Consider the following 26976-nt stretch of genomic DNA (forward strand, 5'->3'; position numbering starts at 1 on the left):
TTTATTAGAAAAAAATATTTACAGGAAAAAAATTTATTGTAAAAAATTTATCTTCAAAAAATTTATCTTGCCATCCATATTTTAGAATAATATCAGAACTAAAATTAAAAATAGATATATTCAATAAAATATTAATTCCAAATAAATTTATCAGATTATTTTTATAATAAAAAAAATCATAAAACATTCCTCCATAAAGATTAAAAAAATAAATTTTTAATAAATTATAAAAAAAAGAATTCTTAAATAAAATAGCAAATTTCTCAGTATAAATATCACTAAAATACTTAATATTAAATTTACTTAAATCAGATACAAAAAATGGAATTGTTAAATAATTAGAATTTGTAAAATATATAAATTGATTATTTAGAGTTAAATTAAATATTCTTTCATTTTCACTATTGCTTTTAATTATATATAAAAATTCAAAACTGAAATAAAATAGAAACTTTTTAATTTTTAATTTTTCAAGAAGATCCATTCCTAAATAATTTTTATATTTATTACTTTTATTATAAAATGAAAAAATGAAATTATTATCTAAATTTTTTATTTTTTTATTATTAAAATAAAAAATTCCATACAAAAACTCATAATTCAATGTAGGATTAAGATTTATTAAATTTTTATCAAGAAAACTTTCATAACTCAAAAAAATATAAAAGTCTCTAAATATTTCTAAACCTACAAAAAATCCAAAACTATAGGGCATATTAAAATAATTATTAAAAAACTCCATATTATAAAATAATCTTTTAATATAAACTTTTGAATATATACCTATAAAATACGAGGAAATTATAAAAGGTTGCTCAAAAAGTAGGGAAAGTCCTATACTATCATACATTATTAGCCCAAAAGAAAATTTTCCTTTCCTTGTAAGATTTATATAAATTTTTAACGAATCTCTTTCCTCTTTTATATCAATATTTAAATTTGAAAAATATTTTATATTTGAAATATTTTTTAAGTCTTCTTCAAGATATATTGGATTAAAAGGTTTATTAACTTTAGTTTTAAAAAAAATAAGCAAAGAATCTACTTTAAACTTATTTATAAATAAATACAAGCCTTCTATTACCTTATTTTCAAAAACAATGATATTAATGATAACATTATTTTCTTCCTCAAGATCAAAAGATACAGTAACAGATGAAAAATAACCCCAACTTTTTAATTTCTCTTCAATATTAAGAAAAAAATCAATTTGATAAAACTTTTGTTCTTCTATTTTCAAATATTCAATAATTTCTCTTTTTTCAAGATATTTTAATCCATATATTTTTATTTCTTTAACTTTGTAATAAACATCATTTGCATATAATCTATTTATAAAAAAAGAAAAAAATATAAAAATTACTTTAAAGAAAATAAAAATTATCTCAGCTTTTAAAATCTTATTTATTCTTCTCATAACTAAATTTCAATTAAATAAATTTTACCCAAAGCTTTATTAATAATAAGTAACACATTTTTGTTTTTTGCAAACAAAAATTCTGAATATGGTCCAGCCAAATAATATATCTTTTTTAAATCATTTGATACAAAAATAATATTATCCTCTTTTTTATTAAAAATATTTGGGTTTTTTAAACTTGAATAAAATATAGAATAACTCCCATCAAAATTATAAACAAGTAAATCTATTATACCATCATTATTAATATCTGTATTAAATTTTCCAAATATAGAATTAAAAAAATCTGTTAAATTTATTATAGCATAACTGGAAAAATCTATTTGACTTGAATCCTGAGTAGTTTCAGAATCAAGAGATATATTCCTGCTCAAACTATATAATGGAGATAAATTAATGTCTCCCTCTTTACTTACAGAATAAATATTAATACTAATAAGGAATGATCTCTTAACAGTTAAACTTAGGATAAAATTTGAAGAAAACAGTTTCGTACCAATATTTATCAAATCCTTAACCCCATCTTTATTTACATCATAAAAAAGAAAAAAACTTTCAATTCCAGACATTTCATTTAAATAAATCTTCTTATCTGGTTGCTCTTTCCAATTTCCATCATTATTACCATAAAAAATATATACAATAGTTCCAAGTTTATCTGTGTTAAAAACAGCAGCCATAGAAAAATTCATCACAATAACATCTATTGTTTTATCTCCATTAAAATCATCAAGTATTATGTATTTATTTATTGGAGAATAACCAGATCTAATTGTTACATAATTTTTTAAATTTAAATCCTGGTTTTTTAAAAATCTTTTGCCCTTATCATAATAAATATAAGATATTAATTTATCCTGAAAAATTAAAACGAAGTCTCCAAAACCATCATTATTAAAATCATTAAAAAATATATCTGGAATTAAAATTGTTATAGAATGAATAACATTAAAACCGCCAAAACTTAAGCTATAATCATAAAATGCTCTTAAATCAATATTAATTTTTTGTATTAAGTTTTTATCTTTATATATATTTATTCCACTTTCATCAAAGATAAAAAATTCATCCTTTTCATCATTATCAATATCATATGAAATATTTAAATATGGAAATCTATCATCAAAATTAAACTTATATATATGATTAATATCAAATAATTTTATAATCTTTTTATCTTTTGATAAATAAAATAAAGAATTCTTTGATAAAAATACTATATTAAAGAATTGCGATGATTCTATTTTTGAAAATGAGAAACAATAGTAAATATCTTCAACTTCTTCATCAAAAATTTTAAATAAGTTATTACCCTGATATTTATATATTGAAAAATAAATTTTCTTTTTAAACAAATTTTTATAAATTATTATAAATTCTTCATCTTTATCCTCATCAATATTTTTTTTAAAATATTCTATAATTTTTCCTCCAATTGATATAGATTTTGCTTCATTTTGCCCAAAACAAAGAATTAATTCACCAAAACTTAATGAAAAAATAACTAAAATAATCAATACTATTCTAATAAATAAAATTCTTGAGACAATATTATTTTTCATAAAAATAACCTTTTATATTTTATCATTATTTTATTTAAAAATTTAATCTATTTTTTATTTTTTCAAACATATATTTTTGATTATTTACAAAATTAAATAAAAAATTATATTTACATTAATAAAAAATAAATAAAGTTTTATTTTGATTAATAAATGGTTTATCTATAATTAAATTTTATGAATACAAAAAAATTACCTTTAGCTGAAAGAGTCAGGCCAAAAAATATTAACCAATTAATAGGTCAAAAACATTTACTTGGCCAAAATAAACCTTTATATAATATATACAATGAAGGAATCTTACAATCATTTATTTTATATGGACCCCCTGCAACAGGAAAATCAACATTTGCAAAATTATATTCTGAAAAATTATCTATTAAAACTTATTATTTAAATGCAAATATTTTGAATAAAAAAGAACTATCTGATATTATAAAAAATACTGAAAAAGATAAAAGTGTATTAAAAAAAAAAGAAGAGGATTTATTTCAATTAAATAACACTTTTAATAATTCACATAATAAAGATAAAATTATACTTATTATAGATGAAATTCATAGAATTTCTAGACCAAAACAAGATACTCTTTTAGAACCCTTAGAAAAAGGAGATATTTTAATTATTGGAACAACTACAGAAAATCCTTTTTTCTTTCTTCAACCTGCTTTAAGATCAAGAATTTTTATCTATGAATTTTACGATCTTTCTTATGAAGAAATTAAGGAAGCAATTTTATCTTCATTAGAAAGAGACATTTTTTTTAAAAATTATGCAATAAATTTTGAAGAAGAAGCTTTATTTTCTCTTATAAATAAAGTAAAGGATATAAGAAAAATCCTTAATATAATTGAAATAATTGTTAATTCAAAAATTAAAAATAAAATATTAGATAAAAGCACAGAAAATATTAATATATCAATAAATGATCTTTACAATTTTCTCGAATTAAAAAATACAAAGTTAATAAATAACTATTCTCTTAATGATGCTATTTCTGCATATATAAAATCTATGAGAGGAACAGACCCTGATGCTTCTATTTATTATTTATCTTTAATGTTAGAAAACGGAGAAGATCCAGAATTTATTGCAAGAAGGCTTATCATCTTCGCTTCAGAAGACATTGGACTTGCATATCCTTATGCTTTACCTATTGCTACATCATGTCTTGAAGCAGTTAAAAATATAGGTATGCCTGAAGCAGCAATCATTTTATCTCACATAACCATATTATTCTCTTTATTAAAAAAAAATAATTCTACTTATAAAGCATATTTAAATGCAAAAAATTTTATTCAGAATGGAAATTTTTTAAATATTCCTTATTACTTAAGAGGTGGAGCAAGAAAACTTTTTGATAAATATTTAATGAAAGATATTAATTCTGAAAATAATAAATTAAATAATACTACTTTAAATGAAAATTTACAAAATGATGAAAATATTGAAGAATATTTATACCCTCACGATTTTCCAGATCATTATATAAAACAAAGATATATAGAAAAAGAAGTTAAATTTTATTTCCCAGAATTAATTGGATTTGAAGTTGACTTGATTAAATGGTATGAATATTTACAAAATAAATATAATAAAAAAAATTAATAATTTTCATTACTAAGGGAAATCAAATGAATAAAAATAAATACAGAGCTCCAAGAAATAGAACTCTTTTTTTATCAAAAGAAGAAGAAAATTTTTACTCTTCTAAAATCTTATATATCAATGATTATGACTTGAACTCAAATGGAAGAAAAAATAATAGATTTTATTTAGAGGATATTTTAAATAAAACCATATGTGCTGATTTTTTCAAAGTTATAGAATATTTTCCATATGAAGTATTTGATTTAATTATACTCGATCCACCATATAATATCTCGAAAAAATTTGATAAATTTGAATTTAAAGAGATAGATGAACTTGAGTATAAAAATTATTTTGAAAATATTATAAATAAAATATTTCCTCTCTTAAAAAAAACTGGTTCAATCTATGTATGTTGTGAATGGAAAACTTCTTATGCAGTTTATGAAGTCCTGAAGAAATATTTTAAAATCAGAAATAGGATTACATGGGAAAGAGAAAAAGGTAGAGGAGCAAAAAAAAATTGGAAAAACTGTTCTGAAGATATATGGTTTGCTACAAAATCTAACAAATATTTTTTTGATGTTGAAAAAGTTAAATTAAAAAGAAAAGTAATAGCTCCATATAGAGAAAATGGATTACCAAAAGATTGGATAGAGGTTGAAAATCACAAATATCGATTAACTTATCCTTCTAACTTATGGTCTGATATTACGGTACCATTCTGGAGTATGCCTGAAAATACTGATCATCCAACTCAAAAACCAGAAAAACTTATTGCAAAACTTATCTTAGCATCTACAAAAGAAGAGGATTTTGTATTTGACCCATTTGCTGGTTCTGGAACTACTCCTGTTGTTTGTAAAAAACTTGGAAGAAATTATTGTGGCATTGAAATTAATGATTATTATGCTAAAATTACTGAAAAAAGACTGCTAATGGCTGAAAATGATAAAACGATACAAGGTTATTATGATGGATATTTTTTAGAAAGAAATATGTATAATGCTTTTTTAAGAAAATTAAAAATAAAAGATAAAAATTAGATTAAAAAATGATCATTCCCACTATCCAACCAACAATAGTAGACATCAAAATAACTAAAAAGATATAAGCTAAAGTTTTTTTTGCACCAAGCTCTCCCCATATTACAATTATAGAAGGTAATGATAATGATGGTCCAGCAAGCAATAAAGCTAATGCAGGCCCGTAACCCATACCTGCACCGATCAATCCCTGCAAAATTGGAATTTCTGTTAAAGTTGCAAAATACATTAATGCACCTGATAAACTTGCAAAAAAATTTGAAAATAAACTATTGCCACCTACAAGCTTTATTATCCATTCATTTGGAATCAAAGCCATATGTCCTGGCCTACCAAGCAAAAAACCTGCTATTAATATTCCAAAAAATAAAAGAGGGACAATTTGTAAAGCAAAATCTCTCGTTACGAAAACCCAATTATTTAGTTCATCTTTTTTAAACCAAAGGCCTAATATTAAAAATAATATTAATAATAAAATACCAGAAATTATCCATTTATTTTTATAAATAATATCCCAAACAGGAAGGGTGCCTTTACTTGGTGCCCAATTTAAAAAAATTAAAATTAGGATCATCACAACCATAAAAATAATTTGTTGCCACAATTTTCTAGATTCTGAGATTTCAAATTTAAACATTTTTTCATCTTTAAATCTAACTTCATCTTCTTTTTTAAATAAAAGATGCATTACTATTCCTATAACAAAGGCAAAAATTATAGCTCCAATAATCCTTGCAACTCCAAGCTTAAATCCTAATACTTTTAATGATAATATCATAGCAAGGATATTTATTGCTGGACCTGAATATAAAAAAGATATAGCAGGACCTAAACCCGCACCTTTTTTATAGATACCTTTAAAAAGGGGTAGAACTGTACATGAACAAACTGCTAAAATACTTCCTGATATTGAAGCAATTGTATAGGATATAAACTTATTTGCATTTGGGCCAAGATATTTTAATATAGCATTTTGATTTATAAAAACACTTATAGCTCCAGCAATAAAAAAAGCGGGTATTAAACAAAATAAAACATGCGACTTTGCATAATCAAGTAACATTTCAAATGACTCTAATATTGCACTATGAATAATTTTATTTCCAGGAGGTAGAAAATATAGTATAAAAAATATAAATAGATAAAAAAAAGTTCTTTTATTTTCATTTTCTTTTAAAAACATCAATAATACCTCTTATTAATTAATAATTTAAACAATATTTTAAAGAGCAAAATATCAAAATAAAATAACTATTTCCTTATCTCTTTCTTTATTAATTCTATAATCTCATTTTTACTTAACACTTTGCCTGAACTTTTTACTTCTCCATCTATAGCAAATCCTGGTGTTCTTAAAACCCCCATTTCAATTATTCTATCAATATTTGATATTTTTTCAAATTCTGCATCAATGCCTAATTCCTCAACTGCTTTTTTTGCATTTTCTTCCAATTTCTGACAATTTATGCAACCCTTGCCAAGTATTTGAATTTTCATAAATATCTCCTTTAACAAATAATTAATTTAAATTAATTTATTTTAAAAAAACTTCAATCCCAACTATATTTTTTATTTATTGAGTTTAATAAATAAACTATCTTTTCATTTAAAAAAATATCTATAAATTATTTTTTTGTTATATTATAGAAAATGAAATTTTAACACTATTATGAAAATAAAAATTAAAAAATATATAAAAAAAAATTCAATAAAAAAATTAAAAACTATTAGAAAGGATATTCTGGAAAGTTTAAATTTTGGATTAAAAAGTATTGATCCTATTAATTTATTAAATAATTTTATAGACGAAAAAAGGAATATATTAAAAATTGATTCAAAATATATAAAATTAGAAAATTTCAAAAATATCTACTTAATTTCAACCGGAAAAGCAGCTATTAAAATGGGTATTTCTATAATTAACAAACTTAAAATAAAAGAAGGATTAATTGTATCAAATGAAAAAATCAATAATTTAGAAAAAAAGATAATTCATATAATTAAAGAAAATCATAATAATGGAATTTTTAACATTAAACTTATTAAGGAAAATATTAAAAAAATAAATTATATAAATGGAGGACACCCTTTACCTGATGAAAATTCTGTTATAGCAGGCAATAACATTTTAAAAATTATTAATAAATTAGAAGAAGATGATTTACTTATATTTCTTTTATCAGGAGGAAGTTCTTCTATAACAGAAGTTCCTTTAATACCTCTTGATATCTTAAAAAAATTAACTATCGATTTATTAAAAAGTGGAGCTGATATTTACGAATTAAATACTATTAGAAAGCATCTATCAAAATTAAAAGGAGGAAAATTACTTAAAATAGCAAAGTCTACAATTATTTCTTTTATTCTTTCTGATGTACCAGGGGACAACCTTCAGATTATAGGGTCGGGCCCAACTTATTTTGATAATTCAAACTTAATCAATGCTTATTCTATACTCAAAAAATATAATTTGGATAAAAAATATAAAGAAGTATATCTATTTTTTAATAATAAAATTAATAATGAAAATTTTGAAACTTTAAAAGAAGAAGAATACAATATTTTAGTTTCACAAAATAAACTCTACAATATTTTAATAGCCTCTAATTCTTATTGTTGTTATAATATATCAGAATACTTATTAAATAAAAATTATAATATAATCCAAATTAATGAACCTTTATCAGGGAATGTTAAAAAAATTTCTAATTTAATCTTAAATATTCTTTATTATTTAATAAATAATAAAATTGAAAATAACAATAATATTTTTTTAAATTTTTATGGTAAGATTTTAGAAAAAAATATAAAAACTGATTTTCCTATTGCAATAATTTGGGGAGGTGAATTAACAGTAAAAATTAAAGGTAAAAGTGGAATTGGGGGAAGAAATCAGCATTTTGTTCTATCTTTTTTAAATAACATTATAAAATCAAGAAATATTAAATATTTAGATTTACTATATATTCCAAGTTTTAAATTTAATAAAAAAAATAATAAAAATAATGAATCAAATTTATATGAAAAATATTTATTTTGTATTGTAAGTTTTGGAACTGATGGTATTGATGGAGTTTCAAAAGCTGCTGGAGCAATCGCTGATAATTGGACTTTAAGCTATATTTATAAAAATAAGATCAAAATAGAAAAATATATTAATTCTTTTGATTCATTTAATTTTTTTAATAAGATAAATGATTCTATAATAACAGGTCCCACAGGAACAAATGTTGCAGATGTTGGAATTTTAATAATAGATAAATTCTTATTATAAAAAAATTTATTAAACTTTTTTAATAACCAATATAATTAATTAATTTAAATAATACTTAATTTCAAAAAATATTTGTCTTTAGTTTTCTATGTAGAGAAAAGCTTCAAGGTTAAAATAATTCAAATAGTAATCCATTAATTCTAAATAAAAAGATATATTATCTAAACAAAGAGCCATTTTATATTTTAAAAAATCAATTTCATTTAGTTCTCCTTGTTGAAATGCAAACTCTTTTGATTTTATCAATTCTATATCTGCAATAATTTTAGAAAAATAATAATAAATTTTCATTTTATTTATTTCTAACTTATAAATTAAAGACTCAAGAAAATTTATTATATATTGATTAGAATATTCAAGCTGCCCAATTACCTTTTCAATTTCATTTCTAGCCTGTTTAATTTTATAATCTAAAGTTCCTGCATCATAAATTAACATAGATATTCCAAGAGAAATTGTTATATTGAAATCATTTGAAGTATACCATCCTATCTCAACCAATGGTATTCTTGGACCATTATAAGAAATCTCAACTCTTAAACCCAAATCAGGTTTAAAATAGCTACTAGATTTTATAATTTCATATTGTAATTGAACAATTTTTTTAAATATTTCAAGCTGTTTTAACTGTAAACTATTTTGGATAGATAATATCTTATAGTTTTCAGGTAATTTATAAAAAAAACTTTCTATATCATTTATATTAAATTTTCTATCAAGTTCTGTAAAATCAATAATTATATTTAAATCTTTATCATAATTTAATACACTTTTTAATTCTAATAAAATCTTTTCTCTTTCATTTCTTATTTTAACATAGTTATATTCAAATTCTTTTTGATTAATTAAAATTTGAAGAAATTCAGAGTATGTTATAAAACCATTTTCATAATTTTTTTTTGATAAATTTATTATTCTTTCAATTAATTTTCCTTGTTCATCAAAATAAAAAAGTACTTTATCCATTAAATAAATTAAATGATAATATGATTTAATTTTTGTTTTAACCTCATTTATTTTTTCTAACTTCTTCAATTTAGCTGATTCGACTAAAAGTTCATAAATCTTTATAGAATTATCAATCTTTCCCCAAGTAAAAATAGCTTGGTCAATAATTAATTTAAATTGATAAAGTGTCTTCTCCATACCTTTATAAATAATTGTATCTTGAGGAGGAATTAATATTTCACCCCCTGAATATAAAAATGATCCAAATTGCCCTGCATTTATTGAAATAGGACCTATTGGATTAGATAAATAACTCATACTAACTGTTAAAGAAATAGATGGATATTTTTTTGCTTTTGCTATTAAAAGATCATATTCTGCTTTTTTAATATCTAAATCTATATTTTTTATTTCTATATTATTATTTAATGCATAATTAATAAGTTTTTGCAAATCAAATTTATATACTTCATCAGATAAACAAAATATAGAAAAATAAATAAATAAAATAAAAAATATAGATATTTTTATAAAATTTAAAAAAATTTTTTTTATAAAATTTATCATAATAAAATCAATGAAAATAAAAAATTTTTAATTCTATAATAAATAAAAAATAAAACAAAATTAAAAATATTTTTTATATAAAAATATTCTAAATATCTTTAATTATTTTAATTTTTATTTTATTTTTATATATTTATTTCTATATAATTATCAGCATTTTCATATATTCTGAAATTATTTATTGTTGTTTTTAAATTGTTCATAGAATCATAAACCTCTATTTTAATATCTTGATAATTTTGATTTCCCTCGACTCCATCAGGATAAAGCTCAATATTTTGAATTTCAAAGTAACCTGGAATAGATGTTTGATTATTAGGATAAAAAGTATATGTTCTTGTTGTTTTCGATGTTTGTTCATTATTTCTTGTTTTATAAGTTATTTTAACTTTATAACCATTTACACCACTTCCTGATAATTTTACAACTCCATTAATTGACTCTGTAAAAATTAATTTCCTCATTTTAAGAGGAGGTAATTGAACTGTAGCATCTTTATTAATAACAAAACTTTGATAATAATCTTCATAAATTCCATTTCCATCAGGATCCCAACTGGTATTATCAGTTAGATTTGAATCTATATTTGACGAGGTTTCATAATCAGTTAAAGAAATCAAAACTCTTACTTTAGTCTTCTTTTTATCATCCTTCAAATTAGGAACTTTTGGAAATGATATTTTTATAGAATAATTTCCATTTGAATCTGTTAAAACAGTATAGGTTGGTTTGTTGTTAAAATTAGAATCATTAACAATTGGATCACCATTTACATCAAAGGACCAACTTTCAGGAACATATATATTAACACTTACATTTGGTATTCCTTCTCCACTGGATATATCTATTATTTTACCTCTAATTATTGCGCTATTTTTTATTCTTTCAACTTTAATTGGAGGAATTCTAGTAGTTGAATCCGAAATAATCCTGTGTCTCGTATAAGAAACTCCATAGTCTTCGTGATAAAAAACTAATATTATATCCATTATATCAGCATCTTTTCCAAAATTAGGAAATAAAGTCTTCCAAACTATTGCATTAAAATTAAATACTCCACTTTCATTACCTTGATTTGAAGTTGTAATTGATGTAAAACAATTATTGAAAAAAATTAAATAATTTGAATTTTTTTGATAATTATTCCAATCTTCCTTAAAATTATTTTCTTCAGTATATAGAAATACATAACCATCATTTATTCCATTCCCTGTTTCAGAATCAATATATTTTCCTGTTAAAGATGCCCTAAAAACACTTGAACATGAAAATAATATAAAAAAATTAAGTAAAAGATAAAAAACTATTATTTTCTTAATATTATAAAATAAATAACTTAATATTTTTTTTATTAAATTAATTTTATCTTTAAAGTACTTTTTAATAATATTTTTTATATAATTTAACATAAATCAATCCTCTAATCTACTTTTTATACTCTTTTTTACTTTCAAAAATATAATATATTAGAGGAACAATAACCAAAGTTATTAATGTTGAAGTTAGCAATCCTGCAGCAATCACAAGACCCAGTGGCCTATATACATTTGCTCCTTCTCCAATACCTAAAGCCATAGGTAAAACTCCTAGAATAGTAGTTAAGGAAGTCATCAAAATAGGTCTCAATCTGCTACTTCCTGCATTTATAACTGCATCTTTTAATGATTTTTTATAATATTTTCTATTCAATTCTATAAAGTCTATTAAAACTATAGCATTATTAACTACTGTCCCTGCAAGAGTTATCAAACCTAAAAAAGAAACTATTGATAAAGTTGTTTTCCCAATTAATATACCAAGTGTAGCACCAATAAGCATAAATGGAATTGATACTAAAATAATAAATGGATGAGAAAATCTTTCAAATTGTATTACCATTACCATATAAACTAAAAAAATACCTATTAATAAAACAACAAATAATGATTGGAAAGATGTTTTAATCTCTTTTGCACTTCCAATAATTTCCCAATTAACCCCTAATGGAAAAACAATATTTTTTAATATAGGTTTTATCCTTTTTTCTATGCCTCTCAAATCTGGATTAGATAAATAAGCTGTAACAACTATTGATTTTAACCTATTTCTATGATTAATCAAAGAAACAGATGGTTTTAAATTTAATTTTGCAAAACTTGAAAAAGGAACAAAATTTCCACTTTTTGATTTAAGAAAAATTTCATTTAAAATATTTGAAGTTATTTTTTGATCAGAAATATCAGATTTTAAAAATATAGGAAATACTTTATCATTCAACCTAAATTTACCAGCATTCATTCCATAAAAATATATTCTTGATGCTATTGCTGCTTCATATGGAGACACCCCTAAATTACCCATAAAATCTAATTTCATCTCTGAAAGAAGTTCTATTGAATCAAAAGATACAGAAAGATTAGTTTGCAAAACAGATTTATCATTTGCAAGTATCTGCTCTACCATTTTAGCTGATTTATAAATAGAATCAAAATTTGTACCATAAACTTCAATCATAAAACCTTTTCCACCTAGAGCAATTGAAGCAAGAGAACCTAAGCCCCCATTAGAAATAGAAATATTAAAATCAGGAATTGTTGCTTCTGCCTTTTTTTGTAAAAATTTAATAATTTCAAAAACAGACCTTTTTCTCTTTTCCACAGGAACCAATCTTATCTTACCATAAGCAATATTAGACTTTGAACTTATTCCAAAAAAATCACCCCTACCTATTAAAAAATAAGTAGACTCTATTTCATTAATATATTCCTTTATTATTTTTTCAAATATTAAGACTTTTTTCCTTGTTTTTTCAAGAGAGTATCCTACAGGAGTTGATATTTTTACTTCAATTTCACTCATATCTGATTCACTTAAAAATTCAAATCCAATAATATCAAGAGTTATTAAAGATATTATAAGTAAAACAACAGCTATTGTTATTACAAATTTTCTCTCAGATAAAGCAAAAGACAATATATTTTTATAAAAGTTAATTAATTTACTTAATAGTTTTTCAATAGTATTTGAAAATTTAATAAAAATGTCTTTAGTTTTAGTAAGAAACTGACTCAAAGCATATTTTTTTCTATCATTAAAATTTTTGTTGTAAAAATTTTTTATTTTTTTTTCAGGAAAAAAATAAGAAACTGCATATGGCACAAAAATTATTGCTACAATCAAAGAACCAGCTAAAGCTAAAGATATTGTTAAAGCAATATCTTTTAATACAAGACCTGCTATACCTTTTATAAAAATCATAGGAATAAATACAGCAAGAGATGTTGTAGTAGAAGCTAAAACTGCTCCTGCAACCTCCTTAGTTCCTAAAAATGCAGCTTCTTTATAATTTAAATTTTCTTTAATTTTTGTATCTATATTTTCTAAAACAACTATTGAAGCATCTACAACCATTCCAATTCCAACAGTTAAACCACTTAATGTCATTAAATTTATAGATCTTCCAGTTAATTTCATTCCAATAAAAGCAAATAATAAAGAAAGAGGAATTGAAAAAGATACAACTAATGTTGCCCTTAAATTTCTCAAAAACAAAAATAATATTAAAATTGCTAAAAAGCCTCCCATAACAGCAGAATCTCGAACAGTATTAATAGACTTTTTTATGTCCCATCCTTGATTTGAAATAACTTGAAATCTTATAATACCTCCATAAATATTTTCAATGTCTTTAAATTGTTTTATTATATTCTGAGTTGTTTTTAAAGTATCTTTACCTTGTTGTTTCATTATATCTATAACAATAACCTGTTCGCCTAGAGAAGATGTATACTCATCAGGCTTTGGAATAGAAAGTTCTATTTTAGCTACATCTTTAAGTCTTATAAATGTTTTATCAAAATATCCAACAACAAGATTTTCTATATCTGATATAGACTTAAATTCCCCAAAACTCCTTATATTAATATCTTTACCTTGAAAGGTAACAATTCCACCTGGAAATGAAATATTATAATATTTTAATATTTGGAAAATATCTAAGATTGAAATATTTTTTGAATTTATTAGATCTTTTTTAACTGTAATTATTAATTTTTTTTTCTCTCCACCATGAAGTATTATCTCTGAAACCCCTTCTATTCTAGCAATTCTACTTCTTATCTGCTTTTCAAAAAATTCAGTTAATTCCTCTTTATTTAAAGAACTTTTAAGAATAGCAGTTACTATAGGTAATTTACTAGGATCCATTTTAAGAATTTCTGGAATACCAGAAATACCTTCTGGCAAGTCATTAGCAACGCTATTAAGTTTTTCTCTTACCTCAGGAAATTTCTTATCAATATCTACTCCCCAATTAAAACTAATTTCAATTAAGGACAGGGAATCAAAAGAACTTGATTGTATAGAATCAATCCCAGATAATGTAGATAAAGCATCTTCAATCGGGCTTGTTACATCTTTTTCAACATCAATAGAACTTGCTCCTGGATAAGTAGTTATAATTAAAAGAGAAGGTAAAAAAATATCAGGAAACATTTCTTGTCTTAAAGAATATAAAGATAATATACCAAAAAAAATTAAAGCTATTACTAAAATAGTTATTATAACAAAATGTTCTATCGAAAACTTAATTAATTTTTCCATATTGTTTAATATACAGTATGTTCTTCAATAATATTAACTTTCTGTCCTTCTTTAAGGAAATGTTGGCCATCTATAATAAACTTATAATCTTTATATTCTTTTGGTATTTGAAAGTATTGATCATTTGAAAAAGTTACATCTAGTTTTATTTTATAAGCTTTAGAGGATTTTTCATCAACATAAAAAGCAAAATTATTTAACAATAATACTTCTATTGGTAAATAATAAACCTTTTCTCTTTTATCAATTACAAAATTAACATTTAAAGACATCCCAGGTAAAATCTCTTTAATATCTTGAATAGAACAAATTACAGTGAAAGTTTTTGTCTCAGGAGATATAAATGGAGTAATGTATTTTATTTTTCCTTTAATTTTTTTATCAATAAAATCTTGGAAGGTTATATAAATTTCCATCTGATTCTGCAATTTTGAAAATAAAAAATAATATTTTTCCGGAACTTTAACTTCCACTACTAAATTAGATAAATCACCTATTGTAACAATTGGTACTTGAGGGGCAACAAGAGATCCTGGAACACTATGTGTCATCAAAACTACACCATTCACAGGTGATACTATCTTAGTATATCCTAGCTGTAATTTTGATAATTCATATTGGGATCTATAAGCCTCATATTGAGCTTTTGCCTGTTCATAATTTTGTTTTGAAGTAGCTCCATTTTTATAAAGAGTTTCTACTCTTTCAAAAGTAGATTTAGCTGATTCAAAGGCAGCTTTAATCTGCTCATATTGAAGAAGGTATGGCCCCTGATCAATTTCTCCTATTATTTGCCCCTCTTTAACTTTATCTCCAACCGAAACTAACAAAGAAATTAATGAACCAGAAATTTTAGGTAAAATAGTTACAACTGATTCAGATTTAACAAATCCAGAAACTACTAATGTCTTTTCAATATTTCCATACATCGGTTTAATTGTTTCAACTGGAATCACTATTTCTTCATTATTTGGTATTTGTTTAGCTCTTGATAAAAACCATATAATAATAATTATTAATAATACACTAAATAAAATAAAATATCTTATATTTCTGTTTGTCATAGATTTTAATAAAAAATTGAATATTATAAAATCAAATTCTTCCTATAAAAATTATAATTTAAATATTATTTAATTCAAAATATTTAATATAAAATCAATATTATTTATTGAAAAAAATACAATTAAAATTAAAATATATTTATGAAAATTTAGCACTTCTATCAGATTTCTAAACTAATCTTTTATATAAAAAATTTATTCATTTCATTTAATATTTTTTTAAGGAGTTTTTAATATGGAAACTTCTGAAAGAAAAAAAAGACTTGAAATTAAAGTTTTAAGAACAATTGAAAATCTTAGAAAAAGAAATTTTGGAGCTGAATTTTTTGAAACAAAAGAAGAAGCTATAAAATATTTTTTAACAAAAATTGATAAAGATAAAAGCATAGGATATGGCGGTTCAAGAACTCTTGAACAGATTGAAATAATTCAATACCTAAGAGAAAACAATTATAATCTTTTAGATAGAAATAAAGATGGTTTAACTAAAGATCAAAGAGAAGAAATTCAAAAAAAAATACTAACATGTGAAATATTTATTTCTTCATCAAATGGCATTTCTGAAACTGGGGAAATTGTTAATATTGATTTATGGGGAAATAGAATATGTCCCATAATTTATGGTCCAAAAAAGGTTTTTATTTTTGCAGGATGGAATAAAATAGAAGATGACCTTGAAAAAACAATTTATAGAGTTAAAAATATTGCTTCAGTTCAAAATGCAATAAGATTTAATAGAAATACTCCATGTACTAAAAGTGGTAGATGTTTTGATTGCATTTCACCAGAAAGAATTTGTGGAACATTAACTATCATTAGCTATTGTGGTGAAAAAGAAAGAATAGAAGTATTATTTATTAAAGAAGATTTAGGATTCTAGTTAAACAAATCTTTTAGGAATATAATTTGGACTTCATAAATATTGATTTTCATATTCACTCTTGTCTTTCACCATGCGGAAGTCTTGAAATGGGACCTTTTAATTTAATTAATAAACTTAACCAATTTAATATTAAATTAGCCTCTATTACAGATCATAATACAATAATTAACTTTCCTTCATATTTTATAAATGGGTTAAAGAATCAGATTCTTTTTTTACCAGGTATTGAAGTTCAAACAATGGAAGAAGTGCATCTTGTTATTATATTTCCTACCTATATTGAAGCAAAAATTTTTTATGATTCATATTTAAAAGATAAAATTAATATTATTAAAGCAAATTATGAAATATTTGGAGATCAACCAATAATTGATGAAAATGAAAACATTATATCAGAAGAAGAAAATCTTTTAATACAATCACTCAATATTTCTTTTAACAATATTTGTAAGATTTTAGAAAATGAAGGCTATATCTATTTTCCTTCACATTTTTTTTCTGATTCATTTTCTGTTATTTCTCAACTTGGTTTTTTACCTTCAGATTTAAATATTAAACTTATAGAAATATCGAATACAAAAGATATAGAAAAATTAAGAGAGGATTATATTCTCAATAATAAAAATATTAATATCATCACAAATTCTGATGCACATTATTTAAATGATATTGGAAGGAAATATTTTAAAATCAAAAATAAAGAATTATCTGAATTATTTTTAAATTTTAATATAGAGTATAACAAATATTTAATAAATGAGAAGATAGATTATTTTAGTATTATAAATAGTAATATCTACTTTAAATTTCCTCAATTAAGAGATAATATTATTGTAATTTATAATAAAATTAAAGAAATACTATATTCTGATAATAATTTTTTTATTCAAAATGTAGAAAATATTTTTTCTGCAATTTGAAGTTGTTTTTTCCATTCTCCATACATCTTTTGAGTCCCTTCTAATTTATATATTTTGCAAACAATTTCATTTTCTAAATTTAGGGGTTTACTTTTTGCAAGGATAGTACCAGGTAGTGGCATAAAAAAATGGGAGTGAATTTTTGCTCCCATATTAACAAGTTTTTCTATAAATCTAAGAGATTCAATTTGAAACTCTTTATTTTCAAAGGGAAGACCAAAAATAAAATCTACATGTGGTTCAAATCCATTTCTTAATATTATTGAGGTCGCCTTAAATATAATTTCTTTATTATGTTCTCTTTTAATTTTCGAAAGAACAAAATCGCTTCCACTTTGAGCTCCAATAATAATTCTTTTATTGTTAGCATATTTCTTAATAATTTTTAGTAGGTCATCTGAAATATTATCTGGTCTAATTTCAGAAGGAAATGATCCAAAATAAATTTTAATTTTATTCCCTGAAATTTTTCTAATACTTAGAAGTAAATTTTCAATTTTTTCTAAATTTACCTCATTTTTTTTTAATGACATATATGATGAAGCATCAGGTGAAATAAATCTTAAATCCCTAATGTTATTCTTAATAGAAAGTTTAACCATTTCTACTATATTTTCAATATTTCTATGTCTTACCAATTTGGCTGTAATTTGTGGTGTCTGACAATAAGCACAATTAAAAAAGCACCCTCTTGTTATTTCTATTGGACCATAAAGCTGATATTTATCAGAAAAATATCTAACATTATTCAAATCATCAATATTTTTAATTCTTTTATTTATAAATACTTTATTATCATAATATAATGATAAATTATTGAATTTTTTATCTTTCAAATGCCCAATAAATTCTTCTTTATTTTTTTTATTGAATTTTTTTTTAAAAAAACATTCGATTAATTCTTTAATAGTAATTTCACTTTCATCAATAAAACCTATATCACTGTTTAAAAATTTTATTGAATCAGGCTTTCCAATTATATGAGGACCTCCATTAATAATAAAAAAATTTTTATCTATTTCTTTTTCAAGACATTTAATTTCTGATATTAAAAATTTATATTTTAACAATTCTGAAGTTAATATTGAAAAAAGAAAAAAAAAGTTTTCATATTCGTTTTTATTTTCTAAGATAAATTTTTTAATAAGATTAAAATCATAAAAAATCTTAATATCAAAATCAAAACTTTTTTCTAATTGTTCAATTGAAGGAATAAGAGCATTAAAACTATATTTGTTATTATTCTCAAGAAAAGCAACTATAACTAATTTTTTCATATTTGAAAAAAATTTTATATATTTTAACATTTAAAGGCTTTTATTCTCTTATAAAAATTTTTAATATTCTACCAACATACATTCTATGATAATCATTATTATTGTAATGTTTTTCAATTTCTGAATCCAAGAAGTTTTTATTATCTAAATCTTGAAAATATATTTTCTCACATAAGAATAAAATTTTAGATTCTTCTACAAATGGAATTCTAATATTTTTAACAAAATTTAACTTATCTTCTACTGAATAAAAATTTAAATTAAATTTACATTTATCAAACTTATTTTCTAATCTACCACTTTTCATTCCGCAATACTCAAGTTTGTCTTTAAAATTATCATCAAAAAAAGAAACAGAAAAAAAATTTGATTTCTCAAAAATGGTATATGTATATCTTGTAGGCCTTATAAATACATTCACAATAGGGTAATTCCATAATATTCCTAAACTTAACCAACTTGCGGTCATACAATTATTATTTTTTTCATTTCCAACTACAATAAGTGCCCATTTATTATCTATATAATCAAAAACTTTAAAAGAAAAATCGTAAAAATTAATTTCTTTAAACTTATCCATTTTTAACTCCTTTATCAAAAATTACATTATTTTTAAAAATTTACTAACAAATTAACAAAAAAAAAATAATTTTATTCACAAACTTAACATTCATATTTTAATAATAAATATTATTTTTAAAAAAATTAAATTTTTGAAAAAATAAAATATTTAATGTGAATAAAAAACAAAAATTTTCTATAAATAAATAACAATTTAAGTTATTTACAGTAAAAAAAATAATAAGAATTACAATAAATTGTTCATATTAATACTAATACAATCAATAAAAATAATTTGAAAAAAACATATACTTAAATATTCAATATAAAAAACTAAATTTAAAAAATTAATAATTATATGTATTTAAATATAAAAAATAAACTTAATAAGATTAAAATTATTAAAAAATTAAGCTAAAAAATATAGTTGATTAATTTTATTTTAAGTATATAAATTTTTACAAAAAAATTAGGAGGTTAGAATGATAATTTATGGATGGATAGGATCTATTCTTGCATTAATTTTTTCATTTTCACTTGTTATTTACCTTGATAAACAAGAATCTGGAAATGAAAAGATGGTCAAAATTTCAAAAATAATACAAAATGGAGCTAAAACATACTTAACACAACAATATAAAGTAATTTTAATAGTTTTTATTTTTCTATCAGCTATACTATCTTATATTTCTTTTTTCTTAAAATTATTATCACCTTTTGTACCATTTGCATTTATAACTGGTGGATTCTTTTCAGGTTTATCAGGATATATAGGTATGATGATTGCTACTAAATCTAATCAAAAAACAACTCAAGCTGCAAGAAAAAGTTTGAATAAAGGCTTAAGGATCGCTTTTTCAGCAGGCACTGTTATGGGAATGACTGTAGTTGGATTTGGACTACTTGATATTTCAATATGGTTTACTTTATTAAAATATGTTTTTAAAGTAGAAACTTTTGAAATACCATCTATTATGATTACTTTCGGTATGGGTGCATCTACAATGGCTCTATTTGCAAGATTAGGTGGAGGTATTTTTACAAAAGCAGCTGATGTAGGAGCTGATATTGTTGGTAAAGTTGAACAAGAAATTCCAGAAGATGATCCAAGAAATCCAGCTACTATTGCAGACAATGTGGGCGATAATGTAGGTGATGTTGCTGGTATGGGTGCAGATCTTTATGAAAGTTATGTGGGTTCAATTGTAGCTACAATGGCACTATCAGTTTTTGCTTTTAAAGATGTTGTTTTTATGATATTACCTATAATAATAGCTGGTATTGGAATAATTCTTTCTATAATAGGAACATTTTTTGTACAAACAAAAGAAGATGCTAATCAATTAAATCTTTTAAGAGCTCTTAGGAGAGGTATTTATTTTTCTTCATTCGGAATTGTTATACTTTCATTCTTATTCATATTTTATGTTATAGGAAAGCAATATTTAAACATATGGCTTTCAATGTGTTCAGGTTTATTAGCTGGAGTAATAATAGGTTATTTTACTGAATATTTCACTTCTGATAATTACAAACCGACAAAAGAATTATCTGAAAAGTCACAAACAGGAGCAGCAACTGTTATTATAGATGGTATAGCTTTAGGTATGAGATCAACTGCAATACCTGTATTAACAGTTTCAATAACTATTATTTTAGCCTTTTTTATTGCAGGAGGGTCTAAAAGTGTAGCAAATGGATTATATGGAATTGGTATTGCAGCTGTAGGAATGTTATCTACACTCGGCATAACTCTTTCAACAGATGCTTATGGACCTATTGCTGATAATGCTGGTGGAATTGCTGAAATGGCTGAACTTGGTGAAGAGGTGAGACATAGAACAGATAATCTTGATGCTTTAGGAAATACAACAGCTGCTACAGGGAAAGGTTTTGCTATAGGTTCAGCAGCATTAACTGCTCTTGTGCTTGTTGCTGAATATAAAAATAAGATAATAGAAAATTTGTCAATTGTAGCTTCAAAAGGACCACTATTTTCGGACTATATAAAAAAATTTTTAGATAAAGCAGGTTATCAATGGAATAATAGTTTAAACGTTAACTTTCTTGATCCATTTATCGTTGTGGGTTTATTTATTGGAGCCTTAATGCCTTTCTTCTTTTCATCATTAACTTTAAGGGCAGTAGGTAGAACTGCACATCAAATGGTAAAGGAAATAAGAAGACAATTTAAGGAAAAACCAGGTATATTAAAAGGAACTGAAGATCCAGATTATATTTCCTGTATTAAAATATCAACTATTGGAGCTCAAAAAGAAATGGTAATTCCATCTTTAATTGCAATAATTGTTCCAGTATTAACTGGTATTATTTTAGGTCCATTAGCTGTAATTTCTTTATTAATTGGTTCATTAATTTCTGGTTTTATTTTAGCCATAATGATGGCTAATTCTGGTGGAGCTTGGGACAATGCTAAAAAATTTATAGAAAAAGGCAATTTTGGAGGAAAGAATTCTGAACCACATAAAGCATCAATTGTTGGAGATACTGTAGGTGATCCATTTAAAGATACAGCTGGGCCTTCACTAAATATTTTGATAAAGTTAATGAATATGGTATCTATTGTTTTTGTTTCTGTTTCAATCTATTTAAATGCTATGATATCAAAAATTATATTTAAATAGTAAAAAATTTTTTATATTAAAAATATTTAAAATAGAAGTAAAAATATTAAATATAAAAAAACAAAATAATAAAAATAAGAAATAAAAAATTGACAAATAAAATATGATTATTATATTTAAGGAAAGGAAAGGTGTCCGAGAGGCCGAAGGAGCACGCTTGGAAAGCGTGTGTAGGTGATAAACCTACCAAGGGTTCGAATCCCTTCCTTTCCGATACTGCACTTAAGGTAACCCAATGGTAATTCTTTCTCAAACCCCGCCAGGTCCTGACGGAAGCAACGGTAGAGAATAGAGTTGCTGATTGGAAATTATCTTAAGTGCAGTTTTTTTTAAATTAAAAATATTTAATTTTTAAATTTAAATATAATATAATATAAATAATATTTGCTTAATTAAATAATAAAAATATATAAATATTATTTATTTTAAAAGTAGGAGAAATAATGGATTATGATGTTATAGTTGTGGGTGGAGGTCATGCTGGAATTGAAGCTTCTTGGGCAGCGACTAATTTTGGATTAAAGACACTTTTAATTACATTAAATATTGATAATATAGGACAAATGTCATGTAATCCATCAATTGGTGGAATAGCAAAAGGGAATATAGTTAGAGAAATCGATGCTTTTTGTGGACTTATGCCAGAAATTGCTGATTTAACAGCAATTCAATTTAGAATGCTAAATACAAAAAAAGGACCTGCTGTTCAATCTTTAAGAGTTCAGTCAGATAAAATACAATATATGAATGAAATTATAAAAAAGATTTTGTCTAGAGATAATCTATTTGTATACCAAGATGAGGTCATTGATTTAATTTTAGATGAAAATAAAAAAAAAGTTATTGGTATAAAAACAAGAAGAGGTCTTCAAATTACTGCTAATGCAATTATATTAACTACTGGAACTTTTTTGAAAGGGAGAATATTTATAGGCGATTATAATGGAGAAGGAGGAAGAATTGGAGAATATTCTGCAAATTATTTATCCGATTTTTTATTAAAAAATCAGTTTAGATTAATTAGATTAAAAACAGGAACTCCACCGAGAGTTAATGGTAGATCTATAAATTTTAATAAAATGGAAGTACAAAAAGGAGATGAAAACCATGAATATTTTTCAATAGCCTCATATGTTAACAAAATTAATAAATTACCTCAAATAGATTGTTATATAACTAGAACAAATGAAAATACTTCAAAAATTATTCTTGAAAATATAGATAAATTACCATTATACTCTGGGAAAATAAAAGGAATTGGGCCAAGATATTGTCCATCTTTTGAAGATAAAGTTATTAAATTTAAAGATAAAAGTTCTCATTTGATATTTGTTGAGAAAGAAAGTTTATTATCAAATATTTATTATTTAAATGGTATTTCAACATCTCTTGCAGAAGATCTGCAAATAAAATTACTCAGAACAATAGATGGTTTTGAAAATATTGAAATAATTAAGCCAGCTTATGCTGTTGAATATGATGCTATAGATCCAACATATCTTAAACCTACACTTGAAAGTAGAATAATTGAAAATTTATATTTTGCTGGCCAAATTAATGGTACTTCAGGTTATGAAGAAGCAGCTGGTCAGGGATTGGTTGCAGGTTTAAATGCTTCTTTAAAAATATTAAAAAAAGAACCATACATATTTTCAAGATATAAATCGTATATTGGAGTAATGATAGATGATTTAACTACTAAAGGAATAGATGAGCCATATAGAATGTTTACCTCTAGAGCAGAATTTAGATTAAATTTAAGGTTTGATAATACTTTTGAAAGATTATATCCTGATGCTAGAACTTTAGGATTAAAAAAAGAAACACATGAACAATATTTTAATAATTTTGTTAATCAAAAAAAGTTTTTTATTGAAAACTTTTTAGAAAGGAAATATAATAAAACTGATATTAGTGACTTTAATTTAGAAAAAAGTTTAAATGAAATAAATCCTCCATATACCATAAAAAATTTAATTATTCAAGATGCTATTGATCTTGTTAAAAATAAAAAAAAGTTTATCAATATAGATGAGTATGTGTTAAAAAATATTCAAATTGAAAATAAATATAAAGGTTATATTGACCATGAAAATAAACTTATAGATGATTTAATGAAAAATGAAAATTTAAAAATTCCTTCAAATATTGATTATGATAAAATAGAAACTCTTTCAAAAGAAACAAAAGATAGATTAAAAAAAATAAAACCTGAAAATATTGGTCAAATGTCAAGAATAAAAGGAATAAAACAGACTGATCTATTAAATGTTTTAATTTATATTAAAAAGAAAAATAAAAATTGAAAAATTAAATAAAAATGTTACACATGTAACATATGGAATTGTTTTTAAAATTTGAAGATATTATTGATGGATTGTATAAAAAAAACATTGATAAATTTTTAGATTATTTAATTATAGAAAATAAAAAATATAATTTAACTTCTATTTTAAATAGAGAAGAAATGTATTATAAGCATATTCTAGACTCATTGGCAGGATATTTTTTAATGATTAAAATTTTTGGTGATACCATTTATGGAAAAAAAATTGCTGATCTGGGGGCAGGGGCAGGTTTTCCATCAATACCTATTATTTTATATGACTCAAAATTACATTTCTATTTAATAGAATCAAATAATAAAAAGTGTAACTTTTTAGAAAAAGTAAAAGATAATTTAAACCTAAATTATGTTGTAATAAATAAAAATTTTAAAGAGATTAAAGAACAAAAATTTGATATTATACTTTTTAGAGCTCTTGATTCTATTCCAAATGTTATAAAAAACTCAAAAAATATTTATTCTAATGTAACTTTTATTTTTTCTTATAAGGGGAAAAAGTCTTCAATAAAAGAAGAGTTATATTGTTTGGACAAAAATAAAAAATTAAAAGATTTTATAAAAAAAATAGAAATTCATAATATTTATGGTATAAAAGAAGAGGAAAGAAATATTGTGGAGATATTATGGGAGAAATTATAACAATAGCTAACCAAAAGGGCGGTGTTGGTAAAACGACTACAGTTGTTAATTTGAGCTACTCTTTATCATTATTAAAAAAGAAAATTCTCGTTGTTGATCTTGATCCACAGGGTAATGCAACTTCTGGTTTTGGTATTAAATTGAAGGATGATAATTTAACAAGTTACAATGTAATAGTAGGAGATTGTTTAGTAAATGAAGCTATAATGAATATTGGTGTTCTTGACCTTTTACCAGCAAATATAAATCTTGCTGGTGCTTCAATTGAACTTTTGAATATTAATAATAGAGAGTATAAATTGAAAGAAGCATTAATTAAGATAAAAAATTCATATGATTATATTCTTATAGATACTCCTCCATCATTGGGTTTATTAACAATTAATGCACTCGTTGCTTCAGATTCATTTTTAATACCTGTGCAGTGTGAATATTATGCTTTAGAGGGGTTAACACAACTTCTAAAAACAATTAAAATTGTTCAAGAAAGATACAATGGGGATTTAAAATTAAAAGGGGTTTTATTGACAATGTACGATCCAAGAACAAATCTTTCTAAACAAGTTAAAGATGAAGTATTAAATTATTTCGACAAGTTTGTATATCAAACTATTATTCCTAGAAATATAGCTCTTTCTGAGTCACCATCATTTGGTAAACCATGCTATGAATATGATCCTAAATCTAACGGAGCATTATCGTATTTAACTTTTGCTAAAGAGTTTCTTAATCCAGCAGTAAGTTAAAAAAAAATTTAAATTCTAAATTTTATATTAAAAATTAATGGAGATTATATGGCTAAACAGGCATTGGGTAGGGGTTTGGATGCTTTATTTAATAATAATCCTTTAAATGTAGAAGAAGTAAAATCAAAAGAAAATATTAAGCTTATTCAAATTGATAAAATAGAAAGAAATCCAGATCAACCAAGGAAGTTTATTAATGATGAAGAAATAGAAAACTTAGCTAATTCGATAAAAGAAAAAGGAATATTGCAACCAATAATATTGGTACAAAAAAATGATAAATATATGATTGTAGCAGGTGAAAGAAGGTATCTTGCTGCTAGAAAAGCTGGCCTTTCTGAAATACCTGCTATTATTAAAAATTTAACTGATAATGAAATTCTTGAAATTGCCCTAATAGAAAATTTGCAGAGGGAAGATTTAAATCCAATAGAAGAAGCTTATGCATTTAAGAATATTATTGAAAAAACTAATATGACACAAGAAGAGCTTTCTCAAAGAATTGGAAAGAGCAGAGTTTACATTACTAATTCTATGAGATTATTGCAATTGTCTTTTAAAGAAAGAGATAAAATTGTTTCAGGTAAAATCTCAAAGGGACATGCTATTGCTTTGCTATCAATTGAAAATGAATTAGATAGAGAAATTTTGATTAATGAAATTGAACAAAAAGGATTATCTGTTAGAGAAACTGAAAAATTAGTTAGAGATTTTTTAAAAAGGGCTAATAAGGTGGAAAATAATAAAAATAATAAATTAAAAGAAAAGGATCCATTTATAAAGGAGATAGAAGAGAAGCTGTCTTATAAATTTAATACAAAAGTATATATTAATGGGGACCTTACTAAAGGAAAAGTTATAATAGAATATTTTGATAGAAATGTATTAGATAAATTGATTAGTTAA

Annotated in this window: 20 protein-coding genes, 1 tRNA gene and 1 other RNA gene; 12 read left to right on the forward strand and 10 right to left on the reverse strand. The window is 23.2% G+C overall.

The window, feature by feature from the left end; all coding sequences use genetic code 11:
* Positions 1–4: 4 nt before the first annotated feature.
* Together N3A58_02265 and N3A58_02270 are read right to left on the reverse strand one after the other, a co-directional pair.
* Entirely contained in the window at positions 5–1417 is a 1413-nt protein-coding gene (locus tag N3A58_02265; GenBank protein ID MCX8058222.1) for a hypothetical protein, read from the reverse strand.
* 2 nt (positions 1418–1419) lie between these two features.
* Positions 1420–2982 carry a VCBS repeat-containing protein gene (locus tag N3A58_02270; GenBank protein MCX8058223.1) on the reverse strand — a complete coding sequence of 521 codons (1563 nt, stop codon included), beginning with the start codon at positions 2980–2982 and terminating at the stop codon, positions 1420–1422.
* Between the two features lie 177 nt (positions 2983–3159).
* On the opposite strand from N3A58_02270, the gene N3A58_02275 reads away from it, so the two are divergent.
* Together N3A58_02275 and N3A58_02280 are read left to right on the forward strand one after the other, a co-directional pair.
* The gene (locus tag N3A58_02275) at positions 3160–4590 is read left to right on the forward strand and encodes an AAA family ATPase (GenBank protein ID MCX8058224.1); all 1431 of its coding nucleotides are present in this window, start codon (positions 3160–3162) and stop codon (positions 4588–4590) included.
* 26 nt (positions 4591–4616) lie between these two features.
* Positions 4617–5618, forward strand: a complete 1002-nt coding sequence (locus N3A58_02280; protein ID MCX8058225.1) for a site-specific DNA-methyltransferase — start codon at positions 4617–4619, stop codon at positions 5616–5618.
* Position 5619: 1 nt separating this feature from the next.
* Here N3A58_02280 and N3A58_02285 read toward each other — a convergent pair whose 3' ends face one another.
* Together N3A58_02285 and N3A58_02290 are read right to left on the reverse strand one after the other, a co-directional pair.
* Positions 5620–6801 carry a permease gene (locus tag N3A58_02285; GenBank protein MCX8058226.1) on the reverse strand — a complete coding sequence of 394 codons (1182 nt, stop codon included), beginning with the start codon at positions 6799–6801 and terminating at the stop codon, positions 5620–5622.
* 68 nt (positions 6802–6869) lie between these two features.
* Positions 6870–7115 (reverse strand): thioredoxin family protein, encoded by a 246-nt coding sequence (locus tag N3A58_02290; protein MCX8058227.1) that lies wholly within the window; start codon positions 7113–7115, stop codon positions 6870–6872.
* 172 nt (positions 7116–7287) lie between these two features.
* Between N3A58_02290 and N3A58_02295 the strand changes: the two genes are divergently transcribed.
* Positions 7288–8892 (forward strand): DUF4147 domain-containing protein, encoded by a 1605-nt coding sequence (locus N3A58_02295; protein MCX8058228.1) that lies wholly within the window; start codon positions 7288–7290, stop codon positions 8890–8892.
* A gap of 78 nt (positions 8893–8970) precedes the next feature.
* Here N3A58_02295 and N3A58_02300 read toward each other — a convergent pair whose 3' ends face one another.
* From N3A58_02300 to N3A58_02315, 4 genes are all read right to left on the reverse strand, one after another.
* Complete coding sequence (locus tag N3A58_02300; protein ID MCX8058229.1) at positions 8971–10407, reverse strand: TolC family protein; 1437 nt, start codon at positions 10405–10407, stop codon at positions 8971–8973.
* 125 nt (positions 10408–10532) lie between these two features.
* On the reverse strand, positions 10533–11816 hold the full coding sequence (locus tag N3A58_02305) for a carboxypeptidase-like regulatory domain-containing protein (GenBank protein ID MCX8058230.1): 1284 nt from the start codon (positions 11814–11816) through the stop codon (positions 10533–10535).
* A gap of 16 nt (positions 11817–11832) precedes the next feature.
* A complete protein-coding gene (locus N3A58_02310) occupies positions 11833–14988 on the reverse strand; it encodes an efflux RND transporter permease subunit (protein ID MCX8058231.1) in 3156 nt (1051 codons plus the stop codon).
* A 5-nt stretch (positions 14989–14993) separates the two neighbouring features.
* On the reverse strand, positions 14994–16052 hold the full coding sequence (locus N3A58_02315; protein ID MCX8058232.1) for an efflux RND transporter periplasmic adaptor subunit: 1059 nt from the start codon (positions 16050–16052) through the stop codon (positions 14994–14996).
* Between the two features lie 235 nt (positions 16053–16287).
* On the opposite strand from N3A58_02315, the gene N3A58_02320 reads away from it, so the two are divergent.
* Positions 16288–16932, forward strand: a complete 645-nt coding sequence (locus N3A58_02320; GenBank protein ID MCX8058233.1) for a lactate utilization protein — start codon at positions 16288–16290, stop codon at positions 16930–16932.
* A gap of 26 nt (positions 16933–16958) precedes the next feature.
* Entirely contained in the window at positions 16959–17855 is an 897-nt protein-coding gene (locus tag N3A58_02325) for a PHP domain-containing protein (protein ID MCX8058234.1), read from the forward strand.
* Here the strand turns inward: N3A58_02325 and N3A58_02330 are convergent.
* Complete coding sequence (locus N3A58_02330) at positions 17822–19132, reverse strand: TIGR04013 family B12-binding domain/radical SAM domain-containing protein (GenBank protein MCX8058235.1); 1311 nt, start codon at positions 19130–19132, stop codon at positions 17822–17824. The genes N3A58_02325 and N3A58_02330 overlap by 34 nt on opposite strands.
* A 40-nt stretch (positions 19133–19172) precedes the next feature.
* Positions 19173–19712 (reverse strand): flavin reductase, encoded by a 540-nt coding sequence (locus tag N3A58_02335; GenBank protein ID MCX8058236.1) that lies wholly within the window; start codon positions 19710–19712, stop codon positions 19173–19175.
* Between the two features lie 463 nt (positions 19713–20175).
* On the opposite strand from N3A58_02335, the gene N3A58_02340 reads away from it, so the two are divergent.
* The 7 genes from N3A58_02340 (at position 20176) to N3A58_02370 (ending at position 26976) form a co-directional block, all read left to right on the forward strand.
* Complete coding sequence (locus N3A58_02340; protein ID MCX8058237.1) at positions 20176–22338, forward strand: sodium-translocating pyrophosphatase; 2163 nt, start codon at positions 20176–20178, stop codon at positions 22336–22338.
* Positions 22339–22463: 125 nt separating this feature from the next.
* Positions 22464–22551 (forward strand) — tRNA-Ser (locus N3A58_02345).
* A gap of 10 nt (positions 22552–22561) precedes the next feature.
* Positions 22562–22657, forward strand: an RNA gene (ffs, locus tag N3A58_02350) — signal recognition particle sRNA small type.
* A 124-nt stretch (positions 22658–22781) separates the two neighbouring features.
* The gene (gene mnmG, locus N3A58_02355; GenBank protein MCX8058238.1) at positions 22782–24644 is read left to right on the forward strand and encodes a tRNA uridine-5-carboxymethylaminomethyl(34) synthesis enzyme MnmG; all 1863 of its coding nucleotides are present in this window, start codon (positions 22782–22784) and stop codon (positions 24642–24644) included.
* 32 nt (positions 24645–24676) lie between these two features.
* Positions 24677–25324, forward strand: a complete 648-nt coding sequence (gene rsmG / locus N3A58_02360; GenBank protein MCX8058239.1) for a 16S rRNA (guanine(527)-N(7))-methyltransferase RsmG — start codon at positions 24677–24679, stop codon at positions 25322–25324.
* Positions 25309–26070, forward strand: coding sequence for a ParA family protein (locus N3A58_02365; GenBank protein MCX8058240.1), 762 nt, complete (start codon positions 25309–25311; stop codon positions 26068–26070). Before rsmG ends, N3A58_02365 begins: the two co-directional genes overlap by 16 nt.
* Positions 26071–26118: 48 nt before the next feature.
* On the forward strand, positions 26119–26976 hold the full coding sequence (locus N3A58_02370) for a ParB/RepB/Spo0J family partition protein (protein MCX8058241.1): 858 nt from the start codon (positions 26119–26121) through the stop codon (positions 26974–26976).

This window comes from Spirochaetota bacterium (assembly GCA_026415295.1).
In the GTDB taxonomy this organism is placed as follows: domain Bacteria; phylum Spirochaetota; class JAAYUW01; order JAAYUW01; family JAOAHJ01; genus JAOAHJ01.

Coding starts and splice junctions, on each gene's coding strand:
- rsmG (MCX8058239.1), top strand. CDS start 24,677: ATGGAATTGTTTTTAAAATTTGAAGATATTATTGATGGATTGTATAAA.
- N3A58_02265 (MCX8058222.1), bottom strand. CDS start 1,417: ATGAGAAGAATAAATAAGATTTTAAAAGCTGAGATAATTTTTATTTTC.
- N3A58_02290 (MCX8058227.1), bottom strand. CDS start 7,115: ATGAAAATTCAAATACTTGGCAAGGGTTGCATAAATTGTCAGAAATTG.
- N3A58_02315 (MCX8058232.1), bottom strand. CDS start 16,052: ATGACAAACAGAAATATAAGATATTTTATTTTATTTAGTGTATTATTA.
- N3A58_02320 (MCX8058233.1), top strand. CDS start 16,288: ATGGAAACTTCTGAAAGAAAAAAAAGACTTGAAATTAAAGTTTTAAGA.
- N3A58_02295 (MCX8058228.1), top strand. CDS start 7,288: ATGAAAATAAAAATTAAAAAATATATAAAAAAAAATTCAATAAAAAAA.
- N3A58_02305 (MCX8058230.1), bottom strand. CDS start 11,816: ATGTTAAATTATATAAAAAATATTATTAAAAAGTACTTTAAAGATAAA.
- N3A58_02285 (MCX8058226.1), bottom strand. CDS start 6,801: ATGTTTTTAAAAGAAAATGAAAATAAAAGAACTTTTTTTTATCTATTT.
- N3A58_02275 (MCX8058224.1), top strand. CDS start 3,160: ATGAATACAAAAAAATTACCTTTAGCTGAAAGAGTCAGGCCAAAAAAT.
- N3A58_02280 (MCX8058225.1), top strand. CDS start 4,617: ATGAATAAAAATAAATACAGAGCTCCAAGAAATAGAACTCTTTTTTTA.
- N3A58_02335 (MCX8058236.1), bottom strand. CDS start 19,712: ATGGATAAGTTTAAAGAAATTAATTTTTACGATTTTTCTTTTAAAGTT.
- N3A58_02370 (MCX8058241.1), top strand. CDS start 26,119: ATGGCTAAACAGGCATTGGGTAGGGGTTTGGATGCTTTATTTAATAAT.
- N3A58_02300 (MCX8058229.1), bottom strand. CDS start 10,407: ATGATAAATTTTATAAAAAAAATTTTTTTAAATTTTATAAAAATATCT.
- N3A58_02270 (MCX8058223.1), bottom strand. CDS start 2,982: ATGAAAAATAATATTGTCTCAAGAATTTTATTTATTAGAATAGTATTG.
- N3A58_02340 (MCX8058237.1), top strand. CDS start 20,176: ATGATAATTTATGGATGGATAGGATCTATTCTTGCATTAATTTTTTCA.
- mnmG (MCX8058238.1), top strand. CDS start 22,782: ATGGATTATGATGTTATAGTTGTGGGTGGAGGTCATGCTGGAATTGAA.
- N3A58_02365 (MCX8058240.1), top strand. CDS start 25,309: ATGGGAGAAATTATAACAATAGCTAACCAAAAGGGCGGTGTTGGTAAA.
- N3A58_02330 (MCX8058235.1), bottom strand. CDS start 19,132: ATGAAAAAATTAGTTATAGTTGCTTTTCTTGAGAATAATAACAAATAT.
- N3A58_02310 (MCX8058231.1), bottom strand. CDS start 14,988: ATGGAAAAATTAATTAAGTTTTCGATAGAACATTTTGTTATAATAACT.